This window comes from Cupriavidus neocaledonicus, assembly GCF_000372525.1.
Lineage (GTDB): Bacteria > Pseudomonadota > Gammaproteobacteria > Burkholderiales > Burkholderiaceae > Cupriavidus > Cupriavidus neocaledonicus.
Genome location: NZ_AQUR01000086.1, coordinates 68691 through 89086 on the forward strand (window position 1 = coordinate 68691; position 20396 = coordinate 89086).

Genomic DNA, 20396 nt, shown 5'->3' on the forward strand with positions numbered 1-20396 from the left:
GCGGATGACCGGCATAATGGCGGATATTGCGCCGTTGCGGCGCCACACCGGACCCTGCCTTGACTGCCATCCTCGAGTTGCGCAAGGTGCGCAAGCAATACGGCGACACGGTCGTGGTCGACGACCTCGACCTTCAGGTTTTCCGTGGCCAGTGCTTTGGCCTGCTGGGCCCCAACGGCGCCGGCAAGACCACCACGCTGAGGCTGCTGCTGGGCCTGACCACGCCCCTGGCGGGCACCCTGACGCTGTGCGGCGAGCCCATCCCCGAGCGCGCGCCGCAGGCCCGCATGCGCGTGGGCGTGGTGCCGCAGTTCGACAATCTCGACCCGGACTTCTCGGTGATCGAGAACCTGCGCATCTTCGGGCGCTACTTCGGGCTGTCGTCGGCCGAGATCGAACGGCGCGTGCCGAAGCTGCTGGAATTCGCGCGCCTGGAAAACCGCGCCGACGCCCAGGTGCGCGACCTCTCCGGCGGCATGCGCCGGCGCCTGACCGTGGCGCGCGCGCTGATCAACGACCCGGACCTGCTGGTGATGGACGAGCCCACCACCGGCCTGGACCCGCAGGCGCGCCATCTGATCTGGGAGCGGCTGAAGTCGCTGATGGCCAGCGGCAAGACCATCCTGCTGACCACGCACTTCATGGAAGAAGCCGAACGGCTGTGCAACTATCTGTGCGTGATCGACGGCGGCCGCAAGATCGCCGAAGGCAAGCCGCACGAGCTGATCGACAGCCAGATCGGCTGCGACGTGGTCGAGGTCTATGGCGATGAACTGGACACCCTGCGCGGCACGCTGACGCCGCTGGCGCAGCGCACCGAAATGAGCGGAGAGACGCTGTTCTGCTACGTGCGCGAGCCTGCCCCGCTGCTGGCGGCACTGCACGGCAGGAGCGGCGTGCGCTACCTGCACCGCCCGGCCAACCTCGAGGACGTGTTCCTCAAGCTGACCGGCCGCGAGATGCGGGACTGAACCAAGGGACGACATGAGCGAACAGGACCCCCGCGCGGACGCCGCCGATGCCTCCCCCGCCACCGCCATGGCGGCGCGCCAGACCTATCCGCAGCCGCTGCTGCCGCGCAACCTGCGCAACTGGATGATGGTCTGGTACCGCAACTACATGGTGTGGAAGAAGCTGGCGATCCCGTCGATGATCGGCAACCTGGCCGACCCGATGATCTACCTCTTCGGCCTTGGCCTCGGGCTGGGGCTGATGGTCGGCCAGGTCGACGGCGTGTCGTATATCGCCTTCCTGGCGGCCGGCACCACCGCGTCAAGCGTGATGATGTCGGCCAGCTTCGAGTCGATGTATTCGGCGTTCTCGCGCATGCATGTGCAGCGCACCTGGGAAGCCATCATGCATGCGCCGCTGACGCTGGGCGACGTGGTACTGGGCGAGATCGCCTGGGCCGCGAGCAAGGCGGTGCTGTCGGGCCTGGCCATCATGCTGGTGGCGGGCGCGCTCGGCTATGCGCAGATGCCGGGGGCGCTGCTGGCGCTGCCGGTGATCGTGCTGGCCGGGATTGCCTTCGCCGCGCTGGCGATGATCGTGACCGCGCTGGCGCCCAGCTACGATTTCTTCATGTTCTACCAGACCCTGGTGATGACGCCGATGCTGCTGCTGTCGGGCGTGTTCTTCCCGCTGGAACAGCTGCCCGAAGGCGTGCAGGCCGCCGCCAAGTCGCTGCCGCTGGCGCACGCGGTGGCGCTGATCCGGCCGTTGATGCTGGACCGCCCGGTCGACGGTGCGGGCCTGCACCTCGCGGTGCTGGCCGCCTATGCGGTGGCCGCGCTGGTGGCATGCCTGGTGCTGCTGCGCCGCCGGCTGCTGCGCTGACCCCGCCCCCATGCCAGGCTCAACCCACTACCGAGTTCCATGCCGTCTTTATTTCCCCGCTTGCGTCGCAAGCTGCGCCACGATCGCGAAACCGCCGCCACCCTGCCCCGCCTCGCCCTGATGCTGGCGGCCGCCTGTGCCGCCGGGTCGCTGTCCGGCTGCATGGTGGTCGGCGCTACCGTGGCGGTCGGCAGTGCCGCGGTGTCGACGGTGGCGACGGTGGGCTCGGCCGCGGTCAGCGTGGCCTCGACCGCGGTCGGCGCCACCTATGACGTTACCGCCGCCGGCGTAAAGGCGATGGCCGGCAGCGATGAGCCCGCACTGCAAGCGCCGGCACCGCAAGGGCCGGTCCTGCAAGAACCGGCCCCGGTGGTCGCGGCGACCGAGTAGCGCCTCAGTCGCCCAGGCCGCGCAGCAGGTCGGCCTTCAGGTCCTCGACCGACTCCAGCCCCACCGCCAGGCGGATCAGGCCTTCGCCGATGCCCGCGGCCGCCTTGGCCTCGGGGCTCACGCGTGCGTGCGTGGTGGTGTAAGGGTGTGTGATGGTGGTACGGGTATCGCCCAGGTTGCCGGTGATCGAACACAGCCGCGTGTTGTCGATCACGCGCCAGGCATTGGCGCGCTGCTGCTCGGGCGTGGCGCCCTTGAGCTCGAACGACACGATCGCGCCGCCGCCGCTTTGCTGGCGCATGGCGATCTGGTGCTGCGGGTGCGACGCCAGCGCCGGGTGAAATACGCGCGCCACCGCCGGGTGCGATTCGAGAAACTGCGCCAGCGCCAGCGCGCTGGCCGAATGGCGCTCCATGCGGATCGCCAGCGTCTCCATGCCCTTGAGCAGCACCCAGGCATTGAACGCCGACAGCGTCGGGCCGGCGGTGCGCACGAACGGGAACACCTTGCCCATGATGAAGTCGTGCGTGCCCAGCACCGCGCCGCCCAGCACGCGGCCCTGGCCGTCGATATGCTTGGTGGCCGAGTGCACCACGATGTCGGCGCCGAACTTCATCGGCTGCTGCAGCGCGGGCGAGCAGAAGCAGTTGTCGACCACCAGCAGCGCATTGGCGTTGTGGGCGATGTCGGCCACGGCCGCGATGTCGGCCACTTCGGTGAGCGGATTCGACGGCGTCTCCAGGAAGAACAACCTGGTGTTCGGCCGCACCGCCGCGCGCCATGCTTCGAGATCGGTCGGATCGACAAAGGTCGTCTCCACGCCGAACTTGCCGAAGATATTATTGAACAGCGTCATGGTCGAGCCGAAGATCGCGCGCGAGCTGACCAGGTGGTCGCCGGCCTGCATCGACGACAGCACCACCGACAGGATCGCGCTCATGCCCGAGGCCGTCGCCATGCAGGCCTGCGCCCCTTCCAGCGCGGCCAGGCGCGACTGGAACATCGACACGGTCGGGTTGGTGAAGCGCGAATAGGTGTAGCCCTCTTCCGAGTTGGCAAAGCGCTCGGCGGCCTCGGCCGCGCTGTTGAAGCAGAAGCTCGAGGTCAGGTACATGGCCTCGGAGTGCTCCATGAACTCGCTGCGCAGCGTGCCGGCGCGCACGCCAAGGGTATCGATGCCGAGCGATTCGGGATTGAGCGGTTGGTTCATGCTGGTGGCGCGGTCGTACCCGCGCGAATGCGATGGTTGCGACAAGCTGCGCACCGCCCTGCGGACGGCGCGCGGCCATGAAAAAAGCCCGTGCGATCGGATGGGCCGGATCGACGGGCTTGCTGTCCTGCGTGTGCGTATGGCCTTGGGCTTCAGGCTGTGGCGGCCGGCTTCCGGGCATCGCCGCGCCGGCAAGGCGCTGCGCAGCGGGAATCGTTGCTGGCCACCATCTCTTTAGCTGTTTCGGGCTGTACCCGCGTCCGCAAGCTGACTGTCAAATCGACGCCCGGCCATGTTACGGCCGGGCATCGCGTTCGTCAACGCGCGCGGCGCGGCTTACTCGTTGCCGCCGGAGCGCTGCAGGTGCAGTTGCGAGCGCTCGGTGTCGCCACCGGTGCCGTCGCGGTCGGCCTGGCTGCGGGCGGTTTCCAGGCGGTCCAGGTAGGCCTCGTCGATATCGCCGGTGATGTAGCGGCCGTCGAAGCACGACGCGTCGAAGTCCTTCAGCGCGGGGTTGATGTCGCGCACCGCCTGCTTCATCGCTTCCACGTCCTGGTACACCAGCTTGTCCGCGCCGATGATCTTCGCGATCTCCTCGTGCGTGCGGCCATGCGCCACCAGTTCGCTGCGGGTCGGCATGTCGATGCCGTACACGTTGGGGAACTTCACCGGTGGCGCGGCCGAGGCGAAGATCACCTTGTTGGCGCCGGCGTCGCGCGCCATCTGCACGATCTCGAACGAGGTGGTGCCGCGCACGATCGAGTCGTCGACGATCAGCACGTTCTTGCCCTTGAACTCCACGCCCATGGCGTTGAGCTTCTGGCGCACTGACTTCTTGCGCACCGCCTGGCCCGGCATGATGAAGGTGCGGCCGACGTAGCGGTTCTTGAAGAAGCCTTCGCGGTAATTGACGCCTAGGCGGTTGGCCACCTGCATCGCGGCCGGCCGGCTGCTGTCCGGGATCGGCATGACCACGTCGATATCGCCGGCGGACACTTCCTGGCGGATCTTCTCGGCCAGGTAGTCGCCCATGCGCAGGCGCGCGTCATAGACCGGCACGCCGTCGATGCACGAATCCGGGCGGGCCAGGTAGACGTATTCGAAGATGCACGGCGTCAGCACCGGGTTGTCGGCGCATTGCTTGCTGTAGAGCTTGCCGTCGAGGTCGATGAAGATGGCCTCGCCCGCCGCCACGTCGCGTTCGAACTTGTAGCCGATGCCTTCCAGCGCCACCGACTCGGAGGCCACCATCCATTCCTTGCCGGTGGGGGTTTCGACGCTGCCCAGGCACAGCGGGCGGATGCCGAACGGATCGCGCACGGCCAGCATGCCGTAGCCGGCGACCTGCGCGGCGATCGCGTACGAGCCGCGCACACGCCGGTGCATGCCCGCCACCGCCTTGAAGATCGTTTCGGGATCGAGCGCCATGCCGTTGCTGGCGCGCTGCAGCTCGTCGGCGAGCACGTTCAGCAGCACTTCGGTGTCCGAGTGCGTGTTGATGTGGCGACGATCGCGGCGGAACATTTCCTCGCGCAGCTGCTGCCAGTTGGTCAGGTTGCCGTTATGCGCCAGGATGATGCCGTAGGGGGCGTTGACGTAGAACGGCTGCGCCTCTTCCTCGCTCGACGCCGACCCCGCGGTCGGGTAGCGCACCTGGCCGATGCCCGCCGTGCCCGGCAGGCCGCGCATGTTGCGGGTGCGGAAGACATCGCGCACCAGGCCGTTGGCCTTGTGCATGTGGAAGGTACTGCCGTTGGCGGTGGCGATGCCGGCAGCATCCTGTCCGCGGTGTTGCAACAACAGCAGGCTGTCGTAAATCAGTTGGTTGACAGGGGTGGCTGAAACCACACCGACGATACCGCACATGCCAAGCTCCCAGGAAAGGCTTTGATTCAGGGGGCGCAGCCCGGCCCGGGATCCTCCGGGCCCGAAGGCCTGCGTTACTACCAGCCGGGCAACGTGCCCGGCTTATGTCTTCACGTACTTCGCCAGCTCCGGCGGCAGCCATGGCTTGATCGATTCCATGGCCTGCATCACATACGGGCGGCTCACCGCATCGCGCCAGAACGGTTCTTCCGGCAATTTCGTCAGGCTGGCCAGCGTCACCATCACCATCACCAGCAGCACGCCGCGCAGCAGCCCGAACACCAGTCCAAGGCCGCGGTCGGCGGGCTTGAGGCCGGTGCTCTCCAGCAATTGCCCGACCACCATGCCGGCCAGCGAGGCCCCAGCACGGTGCCGATCAGCAGCACCACGAAGCCCAGCGCATGGCGGGCCAGCTCGCCGCCCGGCAGGGATTCGGGCATCCAGCCCGCGGCCACCGCGCCGTAGCGGAACGCCACCCAGAACGCCACCACCCAGCCGATCAGCGACAGCACCTCTCGCACCAGCCCGCGCAGCACGCCCAGCACGCCCGAGGCCAGCAGGATGAAGACCACGGCATAGTCGAAGAAAGTCGGCTGCATCGTTGCTGGCGGCCGCGCACGCGCGCCGGCCGCGGCGCCCTTACTGTTCCACGACCTTCGAGGTCAGTCCCACGGCCCGCACCCGCTTGTCGGCGGCGTCGGCGGCGTCGCGGTCGTTGAAAGGACCAGCGCGCAGCAGGATGCGCTCGCCATCGGCCAGCACTTTCCTTTCGACATAGGCCGGCACCTTGCTCGCCTTGAGCTTGGCCAGCCAGCCCTTGGCACGTTCTTCCGAAGAAAACGCGCCGATCAGGATCAGGTACTTGCCGCTGCCGGTCTTGGCTTCGGCCCTGGTTTCAGGCTTCGCCTCGGGCTTGGCTTCGGTCCGCTGCGCGGGCTTGTCGGCGGGCGCCGCCGCGGGCTTCGGCGCATTGACGATTTCTTCGCCGGCATCGAGCGCGGCGGCATCGTTGCGCGACGCCGGCGAAGCCGGCGCCGGCGGCAGCGGATCGGCCTTGCGCGGCTCGACGCGCGGCTTCTGCGGGCCGGTGACACCGTTGGCGACCTTGACCGAGACATCGTCGGACACCGGCCGCGGCTTGGTCTCGAACACGATCGGCAGCACGATCACGGCCGCCACCATCAGCACCACGGCGCCGATCAGCCGGCGGCGCGCGCGCTGCTTCTGCGGGAATTCAGGGTCCAGCGTGTCGTCGGCATACTCGTCGGCCAGGCGGCGCGACGAGGCGATGCCCGCACCCGTATCGGCGCGCTGGCGCCGGGCACGCTCGGGTGCCGGGTCGTTGCCCTTGCGGGAGGAAAACAGCGAAAGCAGGCCCATAGATTGGTTCGGTGATACGGCCCCGTGGGCCGCTCGTTGCGTTTGCCGCTCAGTGATCGGCCAAGGCCGCCGGGGTTGCCGGCTCGGCGCGCGCCGGGACGCCCGCTTCAGTTAGCCTGCGTGGCACGGTAAGCCATCACGCCGGCGACGGTATAGAACGATCCGAAGACCAGAATTCTATCATTCTCGGTGGCGCGCTCGATGGCGTCGCGGAATGCCGCCTCGGGGCTGGAAAAGCAGGCCGCGGTGGCATCCGGGCCGGGGCGGAAACCGCCCGCTTCCAGCTTGTCGAGCAGATCCGCGGCGCTGGCCGCGCGCTCGGTGGGCAGGTCGCACAGGCACCAGTGGTCGACCTTGTCGGCCACATGCTGCAGCACTCCGGCGATGTCCTTGTCCTGCATCGCGCCGAACACCGCATAGGTGTAGCGGAAGAAGCCCATGTTCTCGAGGTTCTGCCCCAGCGTCGCCGCGGCATGCGGATTGTGCGCCACGTCGAGGATGACCGCCGGGCGACCCGGCAGCACCTGGAACCGGCCCGGCAGCTCGACGAAGGCCAGGCCGTTGCGCACTTCCTGCGCGCTCACCGGCAGGCGCTCGCGCAGCGCCTGCAGCGCCGCCAGCGCCGCCGACGCGTTCAGCAGCTGGTTGGCGCCGCGCAGCGCCGGATAACCCAGGCCGTTGAGCTTGCGCCCGCCGCCGCTCCAGTCCCATTGCTGGCGCTCCTGGCCCTTGGCGGCCTGGAAGTGGTAATCGCGCCCCACCAGCCACAGCTCGGCGCCAACCGCTTCGGCGTGCGCCAGCAGCGACTTGGGCGGCACCGGGTCGCCGCAGATCGCCGGCACGCCCGGACGGAAGATGCCGGCCTTCTCGAAGCCGATTTCCTCGCGGGTGTTGCCCAGGTACTGGGTATGGTCGATATCGACGCTGGTGATGATGGCGCAGTCGGTATCGATCACATTGGTCGCATCGAGGCGGCCGCCCAGCCCGACCTCGAGGATGATCGCGTCCAGGCCGGAAGCCGCGAAGAAATGGATGATCGCCAGCGTGGTGAATTCGAAGTACGTCAGGCTGACCGGGTCGGCAAAGCTGTTGCGCGCGCGCTCGACCGCCTCGAAGTGCGGCAGCAGCTGCGCGTCGGTGGCGATCTCGCCGTTCAGGCGCGCGCGCTCGTTGAACGTGATCAGGTGCGGCGAGGTATGGCAGCCCACCTTGTAGCCGGCTTCCAGCAGGATGCGCTCGAGCATGGCGCAGGTCGAGCCCTTGCCGTTGGTGCCGCCCACCGTGAAGACCGCGGCGTCGATGCGCAGCCCGAGGGCTTCCTTCACGCGCGTGATGCGCGTCAGGCCCATGTCGATGCCCACGGGATGGGCGGTTTCGAGATGGGCGAGCCATTCGGGGAGCGTGTGGAAGACAGGCATTTCAGGTGTGCGAGGGATGCGTTTGAAGCGTTTGCTACCAGATTCGGGCAGGCGGGCGCAAAGTCAAGAGCTGGCGCCGCGCCCGCCCAGAAAAGGCGAAAGGCGCGTCAACCACCCGCGCCTTCGGTACCGCGATATTGGCGGCGTCAGGCCACCGCGTCGGCCGGCTGCTTCTGCAGCAGCGCCAGCAGCTGCGCCAGTTCGGCGCGCATCTTGCGGCGGTCGACGATCATGTCGACGGCGCCCTTGGTCAGCAGGAACTCCGAGCGCTGGAAGCCTTCCGGCAGCTTCTCGCGCACGGTCTGCTCGATCACGCGCGGGCCGGCAAAGCCGATCAGCGCCTTGGGTTCGGCGATCACCACGTCGCCCAGGAAGGCGAACGAGGCCGACACGCCGCCCATGGTCGGGTCGGTCAGCACGCTGATGAACGGCAGCTTGGCGGCGCTCAGCTGGTTCAGCATCGCCGTGGTCTTGGCCATCTGCAGCAGCGACAGCAGGCTTTCCTGCATGCGCGCGCCACCGGTGGCGGTAAAGCAGATGAACGGCACCTTCTGCTCGAGCGCGGCCTGCGCGCCGCGCACGAAGCGCTCGCCCACCACCGAGCCCATCGAGCCGCCCATGAACTCGAACTCGAAGCAGCTCGCCACCACCGGGATGGTGTGGATGGCACCGCCCATCACCACCATGGCATCGGTCTCGCCGGTGTCGTCCATGGCGGCCTTGATGCGGTCGGGGTACTTCTTGGAATCCTTGAACTTAAGCGCGTCGACCGGCACGATCTCCTGGCCGATCTCATAGCGGCCTTCGGCGTCCAGCAGCGCGTCCAGGCGCGCGCGCGCGCTGATGCGCATATGGTGGTCGCACTTGGGGCAGACGTGCAGGTTGGCCTCGACGTCGGTCCGGTACAGGGTGGACTCGCACGACGGGCACTTGACCCACAACCCCTCGGGGATGCCCTTGCGGGTGCTGGGGTCGGTCTGTTGAATCTTGGGGGGCAGGAGTTTATCCAACCAGCTCATGAAAGCTCCTTTCGGATGACTGCGGTCCGCCGGCAGGGCCCGTGGTCGGGGCGCCGGTTGGCGGAAGGCAGGGAATCAACCCGCGAATTTACCATGACGGCCGGGTGAGCCCGAAGCGCAACGCGCGAATTGCGCACAATAATGCACCTCTTGCATCCACCCAGGCCGGCAATGCATCACTTCAGGCGTCCAGCGCCTGACGAATCTCGGCGATAAACGATTGCAACGCCGACACCGCCTGCTCGCGCGGCGTGTCTTCCAGCAGCTGCACCAGCCGGCTGCCGATCACCACCGCATCGGCCACGCTGCCGATCGCGCGCGCGGTCTGCGCGTCGCGAATGCCGAAGCCCACCCCTACCGGCAGATTGGCGTGCTGCTTGATCAGCGGCAGGCGCGCCGCCACGCTGTCGAGGTCGATCGATGCGGAACCGGTCACGCCCTTGAGCGAGACATAGTAAAGATAGCCGCTGGCGACCTTGGCCACCGCCTCGATACGCGCATCGGTCGAGGTCGGCGCCAGCAGGAAGATCGGGTCCATGCCGTGGGCGCGCATCAGCGCGGCGAACGACTCGCACTCCTCGGGCGGATAGTCGACCACCAGCACGCCGTCGACGCCGGCCGCGCTGGCGGCCTTGGCGAAGGCGTCCTCGCCCATGCGCTCGATCGGGTTGGCGTAGCCCATCAGCACCACCGGCGTGTCCGCATTGGTCTGGCGGAACTCGCGTACCCACTGCAGCACCTGCGCGAGCGACACACCCTGCGCCAGCGCGCGCTCGGAGGCGCGCTGGATCACCGGGCCGTCGGCCATCGGGTCGGAGAACGGCACGCCCAGCTCGATCACGTCGGCGCCGCCCGCCACCAGCGCGTGCATCAGCGCCACGGTCAGGCCGGGCTCAGGATCGCCGGCGGTGATGAACGGAATCAGGCCCTTCTTCTGCTGCGCGGCCAGTGCCGCGAACGTCTTCTGGATACGGGACATATCAGGGAATCAGGTGAGGCCGCGGCGCCGGCGAGACATCGTCGTTGGCGGCGGCCAGGGTTGGGGTGGCCAGGCTTGGGGCACCATCGGGCTCGATCGCGGGCATGGCTTGCGCGGCCGCGGCCACGCGCCCGCACGCCACCTGCACGTACTCCGGGTTGATCTCGTAGCCGACAAAGCGCCGACCGTGGCGCAGGCACGCCACCGCGGTGGTGCCGCTGCCGGCGAACGGGTCCAGCACCAGGCCGCCCGGCGGGCAGCTCGACAGCACCATGCGCTCGACGATCTCCAGCGGCTTCTGGGTGGGGTGGTTGGCGCGCTCCGGGTCCTGGCGGTGGATGCGCGAGACGCTCCACAGGTCCTTCGGGTTGTAGCCCACCTCCAGCCACTTCTTGCCTTCGAAACGCGGCCGGCTGCGCGCCTTCTTGGTCTCGGGGTCGTACGGGATGCGCACCGGGTCGAGATCGAAGTAGTAGTCGCGGGCCCTGGCGAAGAAGCCGATGTTGTCGTGCACCGACGAGAACTTGCGCGTGGTGCCGCCCATGCTGGGCACGCGGCGATCCCAGATGATCTCGTTGATCATGGTCAGGCGCCGCTTCAGCATCACGAACAGCTCGGGCGAGTACTGCCACGTGCAGAACAGGTAGAGCGTGCCCCTGGGGGCGAGCTTGGGCACCACCGCGTCCATCCAGCGCTCGGACCAGTCCAGGTAGGCCTGGCCCGACAGCAGGTCGGAATCGTTGCCGTAGTCCTTGCCCAGCCCGTACGGCGGATCGGCGACGATCAGGTCGACCGAGCCGTCCGGCAGGCGGGCAATGCCCTCGAACATGTCTTCGTGGAACAGGCGCAGCTGGGCGGAGTCGGGCGCGCCGGCGGCATCCGGCGCGCCGGCGCCGCCCACGGCAAGTCCGGTCGGAGGCAGCGCGCGCATCAGAGCTTGAGCCCCGCGCGCTCGGCCACGGTATGCATGTCCTTGTCGCCGCGGCCGGACAGGTTCACCAGTAGCAGCTTGTCCTTGGGCAGCGTCGGCGCCAGCTCGCAGGCATAGGCGATGGCGTGGCTCGATTCCAGCGCCGGGATGATGCCCTCGATGCGGCAGCAGTCGTGGAAGGCCTTGAGCGCCTCCTCGTCGGTGACCGGCACATACTGCGCGCGGCCGCTGTCCTTGAGCCAGGCATGCTCGGGGCCGACGCCCGGGTAGTCCAGGCCGGCCGAGACCGAATGCGTCTCGATGATCTGGCCGTTGTCGTCCTGCAGCAGGTAGGTGCGGTTGCCGTGCAGCACGCCCGGCGTGCCGCCGGTCAGCGAAGCCGCGTGGCGGCCGGTATCGAGGCCGTCGCCGGCGGCCTCGACGCCGATCAGCTGCACATCCTGATGCTCGATATACGGGTAGAAGATGCCCATGGCATTGGAGCCGCCGCCGACGCAGGCGATCACCGCATCCGGCTGGCGCCCGGTCATTTCGGGCATCTGCACCTTGGCCTCCTCGCCGATCACGCACTGGAAGTCGCGCACCATCATCGGGTACGGGTGCGGGCCGGCCACGGTGCCGATGATGTAGAAGGTGTTCTCGACGTTGGTGACCCAGTCGCGCATGGCCTCGTTGAGCGCGTCCTTGAGCGTGCGCGAGCCGCTTTCGACCGGCACCACGGTCGCGCCCAGCAGCTTCATGCGGTAGACGTTGGCGGCCTGGCGCTTGACGTCCTCGGCGCCCATGTAGACCACGCACTCCATGCCGAAGCGCGCGGCGATGGTGGCGGTGGCCACGCCGTGCTGCCCTGCCCCGGTCTCGGCGATCACGCGCGGCTTGCCCATGCGCCTGGCCAGCAGCGCCTGGCCGATGACGTTGTTGATCTTGTGCGCGCCGGTGTGGTTCAGGTCCTCGCGCTTGAAGTAGATCTGTGCGCCGCCGAGCGTCTCGCTCCAGCGCTGCGCGTGGTAGATCGGCGACGGACGGCCGACGAAGTGCTTCAGCTCGCGGCGGAATTCGGCGTCGAACTCAGGATCCTTCTGGTAGTGCGCATAGGCGTCGCGCAGCTCATCGAGCGCGTGCACCAGCGTTTCGGACACGAAGGTGCCGCCATAGGGGCCGAAATGGCCGCGGGAATCGGGCAGGTCGTACATGTCTAGGCTCTTCGGAACAGCGGCCTTGCCTCAGCCGGCAAGGGCGCGTGGTTGACTGGGGTGCGCGATGGCCGCGTTGATGCGGCGGACACGGGGCGGGCAGGAAATCGGTCTTCGCTCCGGCTCATCCGGCCTCGGCGCTGCGGACAGCGCGCACGAATTCGGCAATGCGGGCGTGGTCCTTCACGCCCTTGGCGGCCTCTACCCCGCTGCTGACATCGACGGCGTAGGGGCGCACGCGCTCAATCGCGCCAGCGACGTTTTGCGCGTTCAACCCACCACTCAAAACGATGCGAGGAGCGCCGCTTGCGTTCGGGTTGCCGGTTGCCATGACCGGGGGATTGGGCGGAAGCCATGCCGGAGGAATCAGGGTCCAGTCGAAGACGTGGCCGCCACCGCCATAGCCTTCGACGAAGGCATCGAGCAGCAAGGCAGCGGCATCACGGTATTGATCGGCGAATTCTACCAAATCGAGCCCCGCACGGACACGGGCGGCACGCAGGAACGGCAACGCGCAGCGCTGGGCGGCCTGGGTGCAGAACTGCGGGGTTTCGTCGCCATGCAGTTGCAGCAGCGTCAGCGGCACCCGCTCGGCGACGTGGGCGATGTCTTCGAGGTCGGCGTTGACGAACAGGCCCGTCACCGTGACGAACGGCCCGGCAGCCTCGGCCAGCGCCGCGGCTTGCGCCACGTCGACATAGCGCGGGCTCTTCGGGTAGAACACCAGCCCGATTGCGTCCGCGCCCGCGTCGACGGCAGCGCGCACGTCGTCCTCGCGGGTCAGGCCGCAGATCTTGATGCGGGTGCGCTGCGGCAGGTGCGCCGCACTGCCCTCAGGCTGCGTCATCGAACACTCCATGGAACAGGCTCGCGGACGGGTCGGCCGCGGGGATCGGGTAAGCATCAGGATACTTGACGCCGACCAGGTAGAGGCCATCCGGCATGAAGGTCGGCGCCGCCAGCTTGCGGTCGCGCCCCGCCAGCACCTGCGCCAGCCACTGCGGCGGGTAGCGCCCGCGTCCCACCGCCACCAGGCAGCCCATCAGGTTGCGCACCATGTGGTGCAGGAAGGCGCTGGCCCGGAAGCGCAGGAACACCCAGTTGCCGTCGTCGCGGATGGTCACGTCATACATGGTCTTGACCGGCGACTTGGCCTGGCATTCGGCGGCGCGGAACGCGGAAAAGTCGTGCTCGCCGACCAGGTGCGCCGCGGCAGCGCGCATGGCATCCACGTCGAGCCGTTGCCCGGGCGGCAGCATCTGGTAGCCGGCGCGGCCATGCACCAGCGGCACCCGGTGCGGACCGGTGTAGAGCGCGTAGTAATACATGCGCTCGTACGCCAGGAAGCGGGCATGGAAGCCATCGTCCACCGGCAGCGCCCACTGCAGCGCGATCGACGGCGGCAGGAAGGCGTTGACGCCGCGCACCCAGGAAAAGGGCTCGCGCACCAGCTCGGTATCCAGGTGGATCACCTGGCCCAGCGCGTGCACGCCGGTATCGGTGCGGCCCGCCACCGTGGTCGCCAGGCGCACGCCGGCAAAGCGCTCGATGGCGTCTTCGAGGTGGTCCTGGACGGTATTGCGGTGCGGCTGCGACTGCCACCCGGAAAAGGCGGCGCCGTCGTAGTGCAGGCCAAGGGCGATGCGGTTCATGTCAGGGGAAAAGGCATGGCGGCGCGCAGGCTATGCGCGCCGGCGATGTGCGCCGAAAAAGCAAATGCGCCGGAAGGGACGCTTCCGGCGCATCGCTTCGGGCCGCGGCAGCGCCTGCCGCGGCCGGACCGCCAATGATAGCTCAGGCCACTTCCAGCAGCAGCGAGCGGGCCTCGGCCTGCAGCGGATCCTGCGACTGCTCGACCACTTCCTGCAGCAGCTCGCGTGCGCCTTCCTTGTCGCCGATCTCGATATAGGCGCGCGCCAGGTCCAGCTTGATCTGCATGTCGCGCCCGCCGTCCATGCCGTCGGTCGACAGCGTGCTGGGCGACACGCTCTGGCCCAGGCCGCCCGCAGTATCGGGCGCCACCCGCGACAGGTCGATCGGCTCGGCCAGCTTGCCGTCGCGCAGCATGGTGGTGGCGGGAAGCGGCACCGACGCCTCGTCGAGCGCGGCCGGGGCCGCGGCATTGCCTTGCGGCGCGCTGCCCAGGTCCAGCGACAGGCCCGACATGTCGAACTCGAGGGGGCGGCCGCGGGTCGGCGTGTCGAGCGTCGGCACGTCGTCATCGGCAAGCGGATCGGCGCCCGGCAGGCCCATGTCGAGGCGCACCGCTTCGCCCGGCTGCGGCGTCTCGGCGCCGAACACCATCGCCGCCGAGGCCGGCGCGACGATCGGGTCGCCGGCGGCCGGCGCCGGGAAAGCATCCAGCGGCAGCGACAGGTCGCCCAGCGACGGCTCCAGCCGCGCGATCGAGGCGGGATTCTGCGATGGATCCTGCGTGCGCCACTGGTCGGTTGCCGGCGCTGCCGTATCGGGGCCAGCGGCCTCCGGCGTCACCACCATGTACAACGCGTTGCCGGGCTCCAGCGCGCGCCCCATTTCCGCGGCCTTCAGCCATTCCGCTCCGTGTCCGCCGGTCTGGGCGAACATTTCCTCTGCAATCACGCGGAACCCTTCCACATCCTGTCTGTTGCTGTAAATCTCCAGGAGCTTGAGCCGTACCGGCTGCTGCTCCGGGTGTTTCTCCAGGGCTTCGCGCAGGATTTCCTCTGCCTGCACATCGCGCCCGTAGGCGATATAGACCTCGGCCTCGGCGATCGGGTCGACCTCGTTGGCTTCCGGCGTGTTGTTGCCGATACGGAAGTCGGCGCCGAACACGCTGTGCTGCGAGGTGTCGACGCTCTGCCCGCCGGCGGTGCCGAACAGCGAGTTGGCGCCGGCCATGACCGTGCTTTCCTGCGACAGGATGCTGTCGCCGAATCCGCTGGCCTCGCCCGCCTTCTGCTTCTGGCGACGGCGATAGATGGCGTACACGCCCAGCAGCGCCACCACCAGGCCACCGCCCGGCAGCAGCATCGGGTTGGCCAGCAGGCCATCGAGGAACGACGGTTCGGGCACCGGCTCGGGCTGCGCGACCACCGGCGGCACGGGTTTGGCCGCAGGGGTCGATGCGGCGCCCTGCGTCGCGCTGGCTGCCACGCCGGCGCCAGGCTGCGAGACGGGCGCCGCGGCCACGGCGGAGGCTGCCGCGGGCGCCACGGCGGCCACGGCACTGGCGCCGGCAGCTGGCGTGGCAGGGGCGCTCGCCGCATTCGCCGCAGCGGCGGCGGCAGCGGTTGCTGCGGCCGCTGCGGCGGGCGCCACGGCGTCTGCCTTGGGCGGCTGGGCCGGCACCACGGCCGGCGCTGCGGCAGCCGCCCTGGCGGCGGCATCAGCCTTTTCCTTGTCGGCCAGCGCGGCCTCGTTGGCCTGTTTGGCCTGGTTGGCCTGGCTGAGCTTGGCGATCTCGGCGTTCTTCAGCTCGAGCAGCTTCTGCATGTCGCCGACGTTCTTTTGCAGCTGCGCCAGGCGCGCCTCGGCTTCCTTCAGCTGGCGCTCGCGCGCGACGTCGGCTTCTGCCTTGGCCGCGGCGTCGGCCTGCGCGCCACGCGCGGCCTTGCTGAGCTTCAGTTCATCGCGCGGGCCGTCGGTCGGCGTCGCCTGCTCCTGCACGCGCGCGGTCACATTGCCGGACTGCTGGCGGCCGCTGTCGGGCTCGACCGACTTGGCCGCGGCGGCGCTGGCCAGCCGGCTGCGGTAGGCGTCGAAGCCCTGCGTGCGCGCCACCACTTCGCGGCGCGCGGCCTTGGGCGTCACCGCCTGCGCCTGCTGCTGGGTCGGCACCTGCAGCACCGCGCCGCTGCGCAGGCGGTTCATGTTGCCGCCGATGAAGGCGTTGGGATTGTTGCGATAGAGCGCCACCAGCATCTGGTCCAGCGAGACCGATTCCTGGCCCTGCACGGCCTCGCCGGCAATGCCATAGAGCGTGTCGCCGCGCTGCACGGTGTAGCCGCCGCCGGGGGCCATGTCGGTGCCGCCGGCCGGTGCCGCGGCGCGCCGGGCGCTCTGGCGCGCGGGGCGGGCGGGTGCGGCGGGACGGGCCGGCTCGGCCTCGGCGCTGGCCGCGGACGGCTGCGCCGGCGCGGGCTGCGCGGCGGCAGGTGCCGGCGCAGCCGGTGCGTCGGGCGTGGCGGCCTGCACCACCGGTGCCGGCGAGAACGTCTGGCTGGAAGCCCTGGCCCCGGCGGGGTCGAGCAGGAAGGTGTAGGCGCGCGAGACCTTGCCGCTGGCCCAGCTCATGTCGACCAGGATATCGACGAAGGGCTCGCTGATCGGCTGGCTGGAACGGACCCGTGCCACGTAGCTGCCGTTGGCGCGGCGCTCCAGTTCCAGCCGCAGGCTGCCGACGCTTGGCAGATAGGTCAAGCCGGCAGCGGCATAGGCGCCCGGCGGCGCCAGCCTGACGCTGAGCCCGGCGGCCTCCTCGGCGGTGACCCCGCTGATGTCGATCTCAGCCTGCAGTGGCTGCCCCAGATTCGACTGAACCCGCAATTGCCCGAACCCCGCGGCATACGCGGCCGGCTGCGCGAGCAGCAGGCCCAGTGCCGTGACGGCCAGCGTTGACCAGCGCTGACGGGCAGTAGGCGCATCTTTCCGGCGATGTTGGCTCACACTCACCTTGTGCTCCGTTATGTTTTAGTAGCGATATGAATCGACAAACCGACCCCATAAACCAGGTCCGCCCGGCCGGCGGGGCATTCTGAACGGCCCCTTTGCCAGCCTGCGCGCAGGCGCCCGTCCCTGCGGGCGCGGCGCGCATGCCGGCGTATTGTGACGCATCGCCCAGGAAAATAGGCGCCCGGATACAACAACGCCGCGCATGGGCGCGGCGTCGTAAGCAAAGCGCTGCATTCTGTTGCCTGGCTGCAACGGGCGCAACCAGGCCACAGGCGGCAGCCTGCGATCAGGCGTCGATCAGGACTCGATCAGGACTCGATCAGGATACGCAGCATGCGGCGCAGCGGTTCGGCCGCGCCCCACAGCAGCTGGTCGCCGACCGTGAAGGCCGACAGGTACTCGCCGCCCATCTGCATCTTGCGCAGGCGGCCGACCGGGATGGTCAGCGTGCCGGTCACGGCCGCGGGAGTCAGGTCGGTCATGCTGGCTTCGCGCGTATTCGGCACCACCTTGGCCCACGGGTTGTGCGCGGAGAGCATGCCTTCGATCTCGTCCAGCGGCACATCGCGGCGCAGCTTGATGGTCAGCGCCTGCGAATGGCAGCGCATCGCGCCGATGCGCACGCACAGGCCGTCGACGGCGATCGGCGTGGCGCCGGTCGCGCCCAGGAAGCCCTCGCCGCGGCCCAGGATCTTGTTGGTCTCGGCGCCGCCCTTCCATTCTTCCTTGGACTGGCCGTTGCCGAGGTCCTTGTCGATCCACGGGATCAGGTTGCCGGCCAGCGGCACGCCGAACTGCTTGGTTTCTTCCGCCGACAGGCCGTGCTGGGTCGACAGGATCTGGCGGTCGATCTCCAGGATGGCCGATGCCGGGTTGTCCAGCAGCGGCTTGACCGACGCGTTCAGCGTGCCGAACTGGGTCAGCAGCTCGCGCATGTGCTGCGCGCCGCCGCCCGAAGCCGCCTGGTAGGTCATCGAGGTCATCCACTCGATCAGGTCGGCCTGGAACAGGCCGCCCAGGCCCATCAGCATGCAGCTCACGGTGCAGTTGCCGCCGATGAAATTCTTGACGCCCTTGGACAGCGCGTCCTTGATCACACCCTGGTTGACCGGATCGAGCACGATGATGGCATCGTCCTTCATCCGCAGCGACGACGCCGCGTCGATCCAGTAGCCCTTCCAGCCCGCCGCGCGCAGCTGGGGGAAGACCTCGTTGGTGTAGTCGCCGCCCTGGGCGGTCAGCACCACGTCGCACTGCTTCAGTGCCTCGATGTCGTTGGCATCCTTGAGCGTGGTTTCGTTCTTGGCCATGGCGGGCGCCTTGCCGCCGGCGTTGGACGTGCTGAAGAAGACGGGCTCGATATGGTCGAAATCACGCTCTTCCTGCATGCGCTGCATCAGGACGCTGCCGACCATTCCCCGCCAACCGACGAGACCTACAATCATGATTTACCTCGGATGTGATTTTTACTTCCCCGCCATTTTCCTCGCCCGGCGTGGCTGCGCGGGGAAGACGGGCAGGCACGACGAACGGATCTAGGCGATCGCGGTTTTAATAATGGTTTTAATCGTCGTTGCGGTCTGGCCGAGCGAAATCGTGCCAACCGGGCCGCGGGTAGCGGTCAGGGCGACAACAGCAGTCAGGGTGGACTGGGAAAATCGGGCCATCGGCAGAGTCTACACGATTTTGCGGCGCTGCCGCACCGTGCAAATTGGGGACAAATAAAACGCAGGGCACCGCGATTGCGGTGCCCCTTCTTCGCGTGACTGGCGTGTGACTTACAGTGCCGCCAGCACGGCCTCGCCCATCTCGCGGGTGCCGACCTGCTTGCAGCCCGGCGTCAGGATGTCGCCGGTGCGGTAGCCCTGCGCCAGCACCTTCTTGACGGCGTTCTCGATGCGGTCGGCCTGCTCGGTCTTGTTCAGCGAGTAGCGCAGCATCATCGCGGCCGACAGGATGGTCGCGAGCGGATTGGCGATGCCCTTGCCGGCGATGTCCGGCGCCGAGCCGTGCGACGGCTCGTACAGGCCCTTGTTGTTGGCATCCAGCGACGCCGACGGCAGCATGCCGATCGAGCCGGTCAGCATCGCCGCCTCGTCCGACAGGATGTCGCCGAACATATTGCCGGTGACGATCACGTCGAAGCTCTTGGGCGCCTTGACCAGCTGCATCGCGGCGTTGTCGACGTACATGTGCGACAGCTCGACTTCCGGGTATTCCTTGCTGACGTCGATGACGATGTCCTTCCAGAACTGGAAGGTCTCGAGCACGTTGGCCTTGTCGACGCTGCACAGCTTCTTGCCGCGCTTGGCCGCGGCCTGGAACGCCACGTGCGCGATGCGGCGGATTTCCGGCTCGCTGTAGCGCATGGTGTCGAAGGCTTCGCGCGCGCCCTGGAACAGCCCGTCCGGCGCTTCGCGCAGGCCGCGCGGCTGGCCGAAGTAGATGTCGCCGTTCAGCTCGCGCACGATCAGGATGTCGAGGCCGGCGACCAGCTCGGGCTTCAGGCTGGAAGCGCCGGTCAGTTCCGGATAGCAGATCGCCGGACGGAAGTTGGCGAACAGCTGCAGGTGCTTGCGCAGGCCAAGGATGGCCTGCTCGGGGCGCAGCGCGCGCTCCAGGCTGTCGTACTTCCAGTCGCCGACGGCGCCGAACAGGATGGCGTCGGCTTCCCTGGCCAGCTTGAGCGTGTTCTCCGGCAGCGGATGGCCTTCGGCCTCGTAGCCGGCACCGCCCACGGGCGCGGTTTCCAGTTCGAATTTCTCGTCGAGCGCGTTCAGGACCTTGACGGCCTCTGCAACGATTTCGGGACCGATGCCGTCACCCGGCAGGACTGCAATCTTCATTGTTGTCTTTCCTCGTAGAGCCTTATCCGACCAGGCGGTTGTTCAGCCACGGCATCTTCGCCACGCGCTCGGCCTCGAAGGCCTTGATCTTGTCGGCATGGCGCAGGGTCAGGCCGATATCGTCGAAGCCGTTCAGCATGCAGTACTTGCGGAACGGCGCAATGTCGAACTCGTAGCCCTGCCCCGACGGCGTCAGCACCACCTGCTTGTCGAGGTCGATGGTGAGCTGGTAGCCGTTGAACGCATTGGTCTCGTTGAACAGGTGGTCGACCTGCTGCTCGCTCAGCACCACCGGCAGCAAGCCGTTCTTGTAGCAGTTGTTGAAGAAGATGTCGGCGAAGCTGGGCGCGATCACGGCGCGGAAGCCGTATTGCGTCAGCGCCCACGGCGCGTGCTCGCGCGAGCTGCCGCAGCCGAAATTGCGGCGCGCCAGCAGGATCGACGCGCCCTGGTAGCGCGGCTGGTTCAGCACGAAGTCCGGGTTCAGCGGACGCTTGCTGTTGTCCATGCCGGGCTCGCCCACATCCTTGTAGCGCCACTCGTCGAACAGGTTGGGACCGAAGCCGGTGCGCTTGATCGACTTCAGGAACTGCTTCGGGATGATGGCGTCGGTGTCGACGTTCTCGCGGTCGAGCGGCGCGACCAGGCCGCTGTGTACGGTGAACTTTTCCATGT

At 68.2% G+C, this 20396-nt stretch carries 18 protein-coding genes and 1 pseudogene; 3 read left to right on the forward strand and 16 right to left on the reverse strand.

All coding sequences use genetic code 11. The features are described 5' to 3' along the window. The first annotated feature begins 59 nt into the window (after positions 1 to 59). The 3 genes from nodI to A3AG_RS0109590 are packed head-to-tail and all read left to right on the forward strand — an operon-like array spanning position 60 to position 2226. Positions 60 to 971, forward strand: a complete 912-nt coding sequence (gene nodI / locus A3AG_RS0109580; RefSeq protein ID WP_020384444.1) for a nodulation factor ABC transporter ATP-binding protein NodI — start codon at positions 60 to 62, stop codon at positions 969 to 971. A gap of 13 nt (positions 972 to 984) precedes the next feature. Then, positions 985 to 1836 carry an ABC transporter permease gene (locus A3AG_RS0109585; RefSeq protein WP_018005185.1) on the forward strand — a complete coding sequence of 284 codons (852 nt, stop codon included), beginning with the start codon at positions 985 to 987 and terminating at the stop codon, positions 1834 to 1836. 39 nt (positions 1837 to 1875) lie between these two features. Continuing rightward, positions 1876 to 2226 carry a hypothetical protein gene (locus tag A3AG_RS0109590; RefSeq protein WP_026164076.1) on the forward strand — a complete coding sequence of 117 codons (351 nt, stop codon included), beginning with the start codon at positions 1876 to 1878 and terminating at the stop codon, positions 2224 to 2226. Between the two features lie 4 nt (positions 2227 to 2230). On the opposite strand, the gene A3AG_RS0109595 is transcribed toward A3AG_RS0109590, so the two are convergent. The 16 genes and pseudogenes from A3AG_RS0109595 to leuD form a co-directional block, all read right to left on the reverse strand. After that, the gene (locus A3AG_RS0109595) at positions 2231 to 3436 is read right to left on the reverse strand and encodes an O-succinylhomoserine sulfhydrylase (RefSeq protein WP_018005187.1); all 1206 of its coding nucleotides are present in this window, start codon (positions 3434 to 3436) and stop codon (positions 2231 to 2233) included. Positions 3437 to 3772: 336 nt separating this feature from the next. Beyond that, on the reverse strand, positions 3773 to 5302 hold the full coding sequence (gene purF / locus A3AG_RS0109600; RefSeq protein WP_018005188.1) for an amidophosphoribosyltransferase: 1530 nt from the start codon (positions 5300 to 5302) through the stop codon (positions 3773 to 3775). Between the two features lie 102 nt (positions 5303 to 5404). Further along, positions 5405 to 5901, reverse strand: a pseudogene (locus A3AG_RS31545) (CvpA family protein). Positions 5902 to 5941: 40 nt separating this feature from the next. After that, positions 5942 to 6682 carry an SPOR domain-containing protein gene (locus A3AG_RS0109610; protein WP_018005189.1) on the reverse strand — a complete coding sequence of 247 codons (741 nt, stop codon included), beginning with the start codon at positions 6680 to 6682 and terminating at the stop codon, positions 5942 to 5944. 107 nt (positions 6683 to 6789) lie between these two features. Next, on the reverse strand, positions 6790 to 8100 hold the full coding sequence (gene folC, locus A3AG_RS0109615; RefSeq protein ID WP_018005190.1) for a bifunctional tetrahydrofolate synthase/dihydrofolate synthase: 1311 nt from the start codon (positions 8098 to 8100) through the stop codon (positions 6790 to 6792). Between the two features lie 146 nt (positions 8101 to 8246). After that, complete coding sequence (gene accD, locus A3AG_RS0109620; protein WP_018005191.1) at positions 8247 to 9119, reverse strand: acetyl-CoA carboxylase, carboxyltransferase subunit beta; 873 nt, start codon at positions 9117 to 9119, stop codon at positions 8247 to 8249. A 181-nt stretch (positions 9120 to 9300) separates the two neighbouring features. Beyond that, the gene (gene trpA / locus A3AG_RS0109625) at positions 9301 to 10098 is read right to left on the reverse strand and encodes a tryptophan synthase subunit alpha (RefSeq protein ID WP_018005192.1); all 798 of its coding nucleotides are present in this window, start codon (positions 10096 to 10098) and stop codon (positions 9301 to 9303) included. A gap of 1 nt (position 10099) precedes the next feature. Then, complete coding sequence (locus A3AG_RS0109630; RefSeq protein ID WP_018005193.1) at positions 10100 to 11029, reverse strand: DNA-methyltransferase; 930 nt, start codon at positions 11027 to 11029, stop codon at positions 10100 to 10102. Further along, positions 11029 to 12222, reverse strand: coding sequence for a tryptophan synthase subunit beta (trpB, locus tag A3AG_RS0109635; RefSeq protein ID WP_018005194.1), 1194 nt, complete (start codon positions 12220 to 12222; stop codon positions 11029 to 11031). The genes A3AG_RS0109630 and trpB overlap by 1 nt, the downstream gene beginning before the upstream one ends. A gap of 124 nt (positions 12223 to 12346) precedes the next feature. After that, positions 12347 to 13069, reverse strand: coding sequence for a phosphoribosylanthranilate isomerase (locus tag A3AG_RS0109640; protein ID WP_018005195.1), 723 nt, complete (start codon positions 13067 to 13069; stop codon positions 12347 to 12349). Then, complete coding sequence (truA, locus tag A3AG_RS0109645) at positions 13056 to 13874, reverse strand: tRNA pseudouridine(38-40) synthase TruA (protein WP_018005196.1); 819 nt, start codon at positions 13872 to 13874, stop codon at positions 13056 to 13058. The genes A3AG_RS0109640 and truA overlap by 14 nt, the downstream gene beginning before the upstream one ends. 142 nt (positions 13875 to 14016) lie before the next feature. Further along, a complete protein-coding gene (locus A3AG_RS0109650) occupies positions 14017 to 16875 on the reverse strand; it encodes a motility hub landmark protein FimV (protein WP_018005197.1) in 2859 nt (952 codons plus the stop codon). Positions 16876 to 17183: 308 nt separating this feature from the next. Next, complete coding sequence (gene asd, locus A3AG_RS0109655) at positions 17184 to 18320, reverse strand: aspartate-semialdehyde dehydrogenase (RefSeq protein WP_018005198.1); 1137 nt, start codon at positions 18318 to 18320, stop codon at positions 17184 to 17186. 90 nt (positions 18321 to 18410) lie between these two features. Next, positions 18411 to 18542 (reverse strand): hypothetical protein, encoded by a 132-nt coding sequence (locus tag A3AG_RS34705; RefSeq protein ID WP_012353360.1) that lies wholly within the window; start codon positions 18540 to 18542, stop codon positions 18411 to 18413. A 111-nt stretch (positions 18543 to 18653) separates the two neighbouring features. After that, positions 18654 to 19721: a 3-isopropylmalate dehydrogenase gene (leuB, locus tag A3AG_RS0109660; protein ID WP_018005199.1), complete on the reverse strand. Its 1068-nt coding sequence runs from the start codon at positions 19719 to 19721 to the stop codon at positions 18654 to 18656. Positions 19722 to 19743: 22 nt separating this feature from the next. After that, the gene (leuD, locus tag A3AG_RS0109665) at positions 19744 to 20394 is read right to left on the reverse strand and encodes a 3-isopropylmalate dehydratase small subunit (protein ID WP_012353362.1); all 651 of its coding nucleotides are present in this window, start codon (positions 20392 to 20394) and stop codon (positions 19744 to 19746) included. Positions 20395 to 20396: the final 2 nt, after the last annotated feature.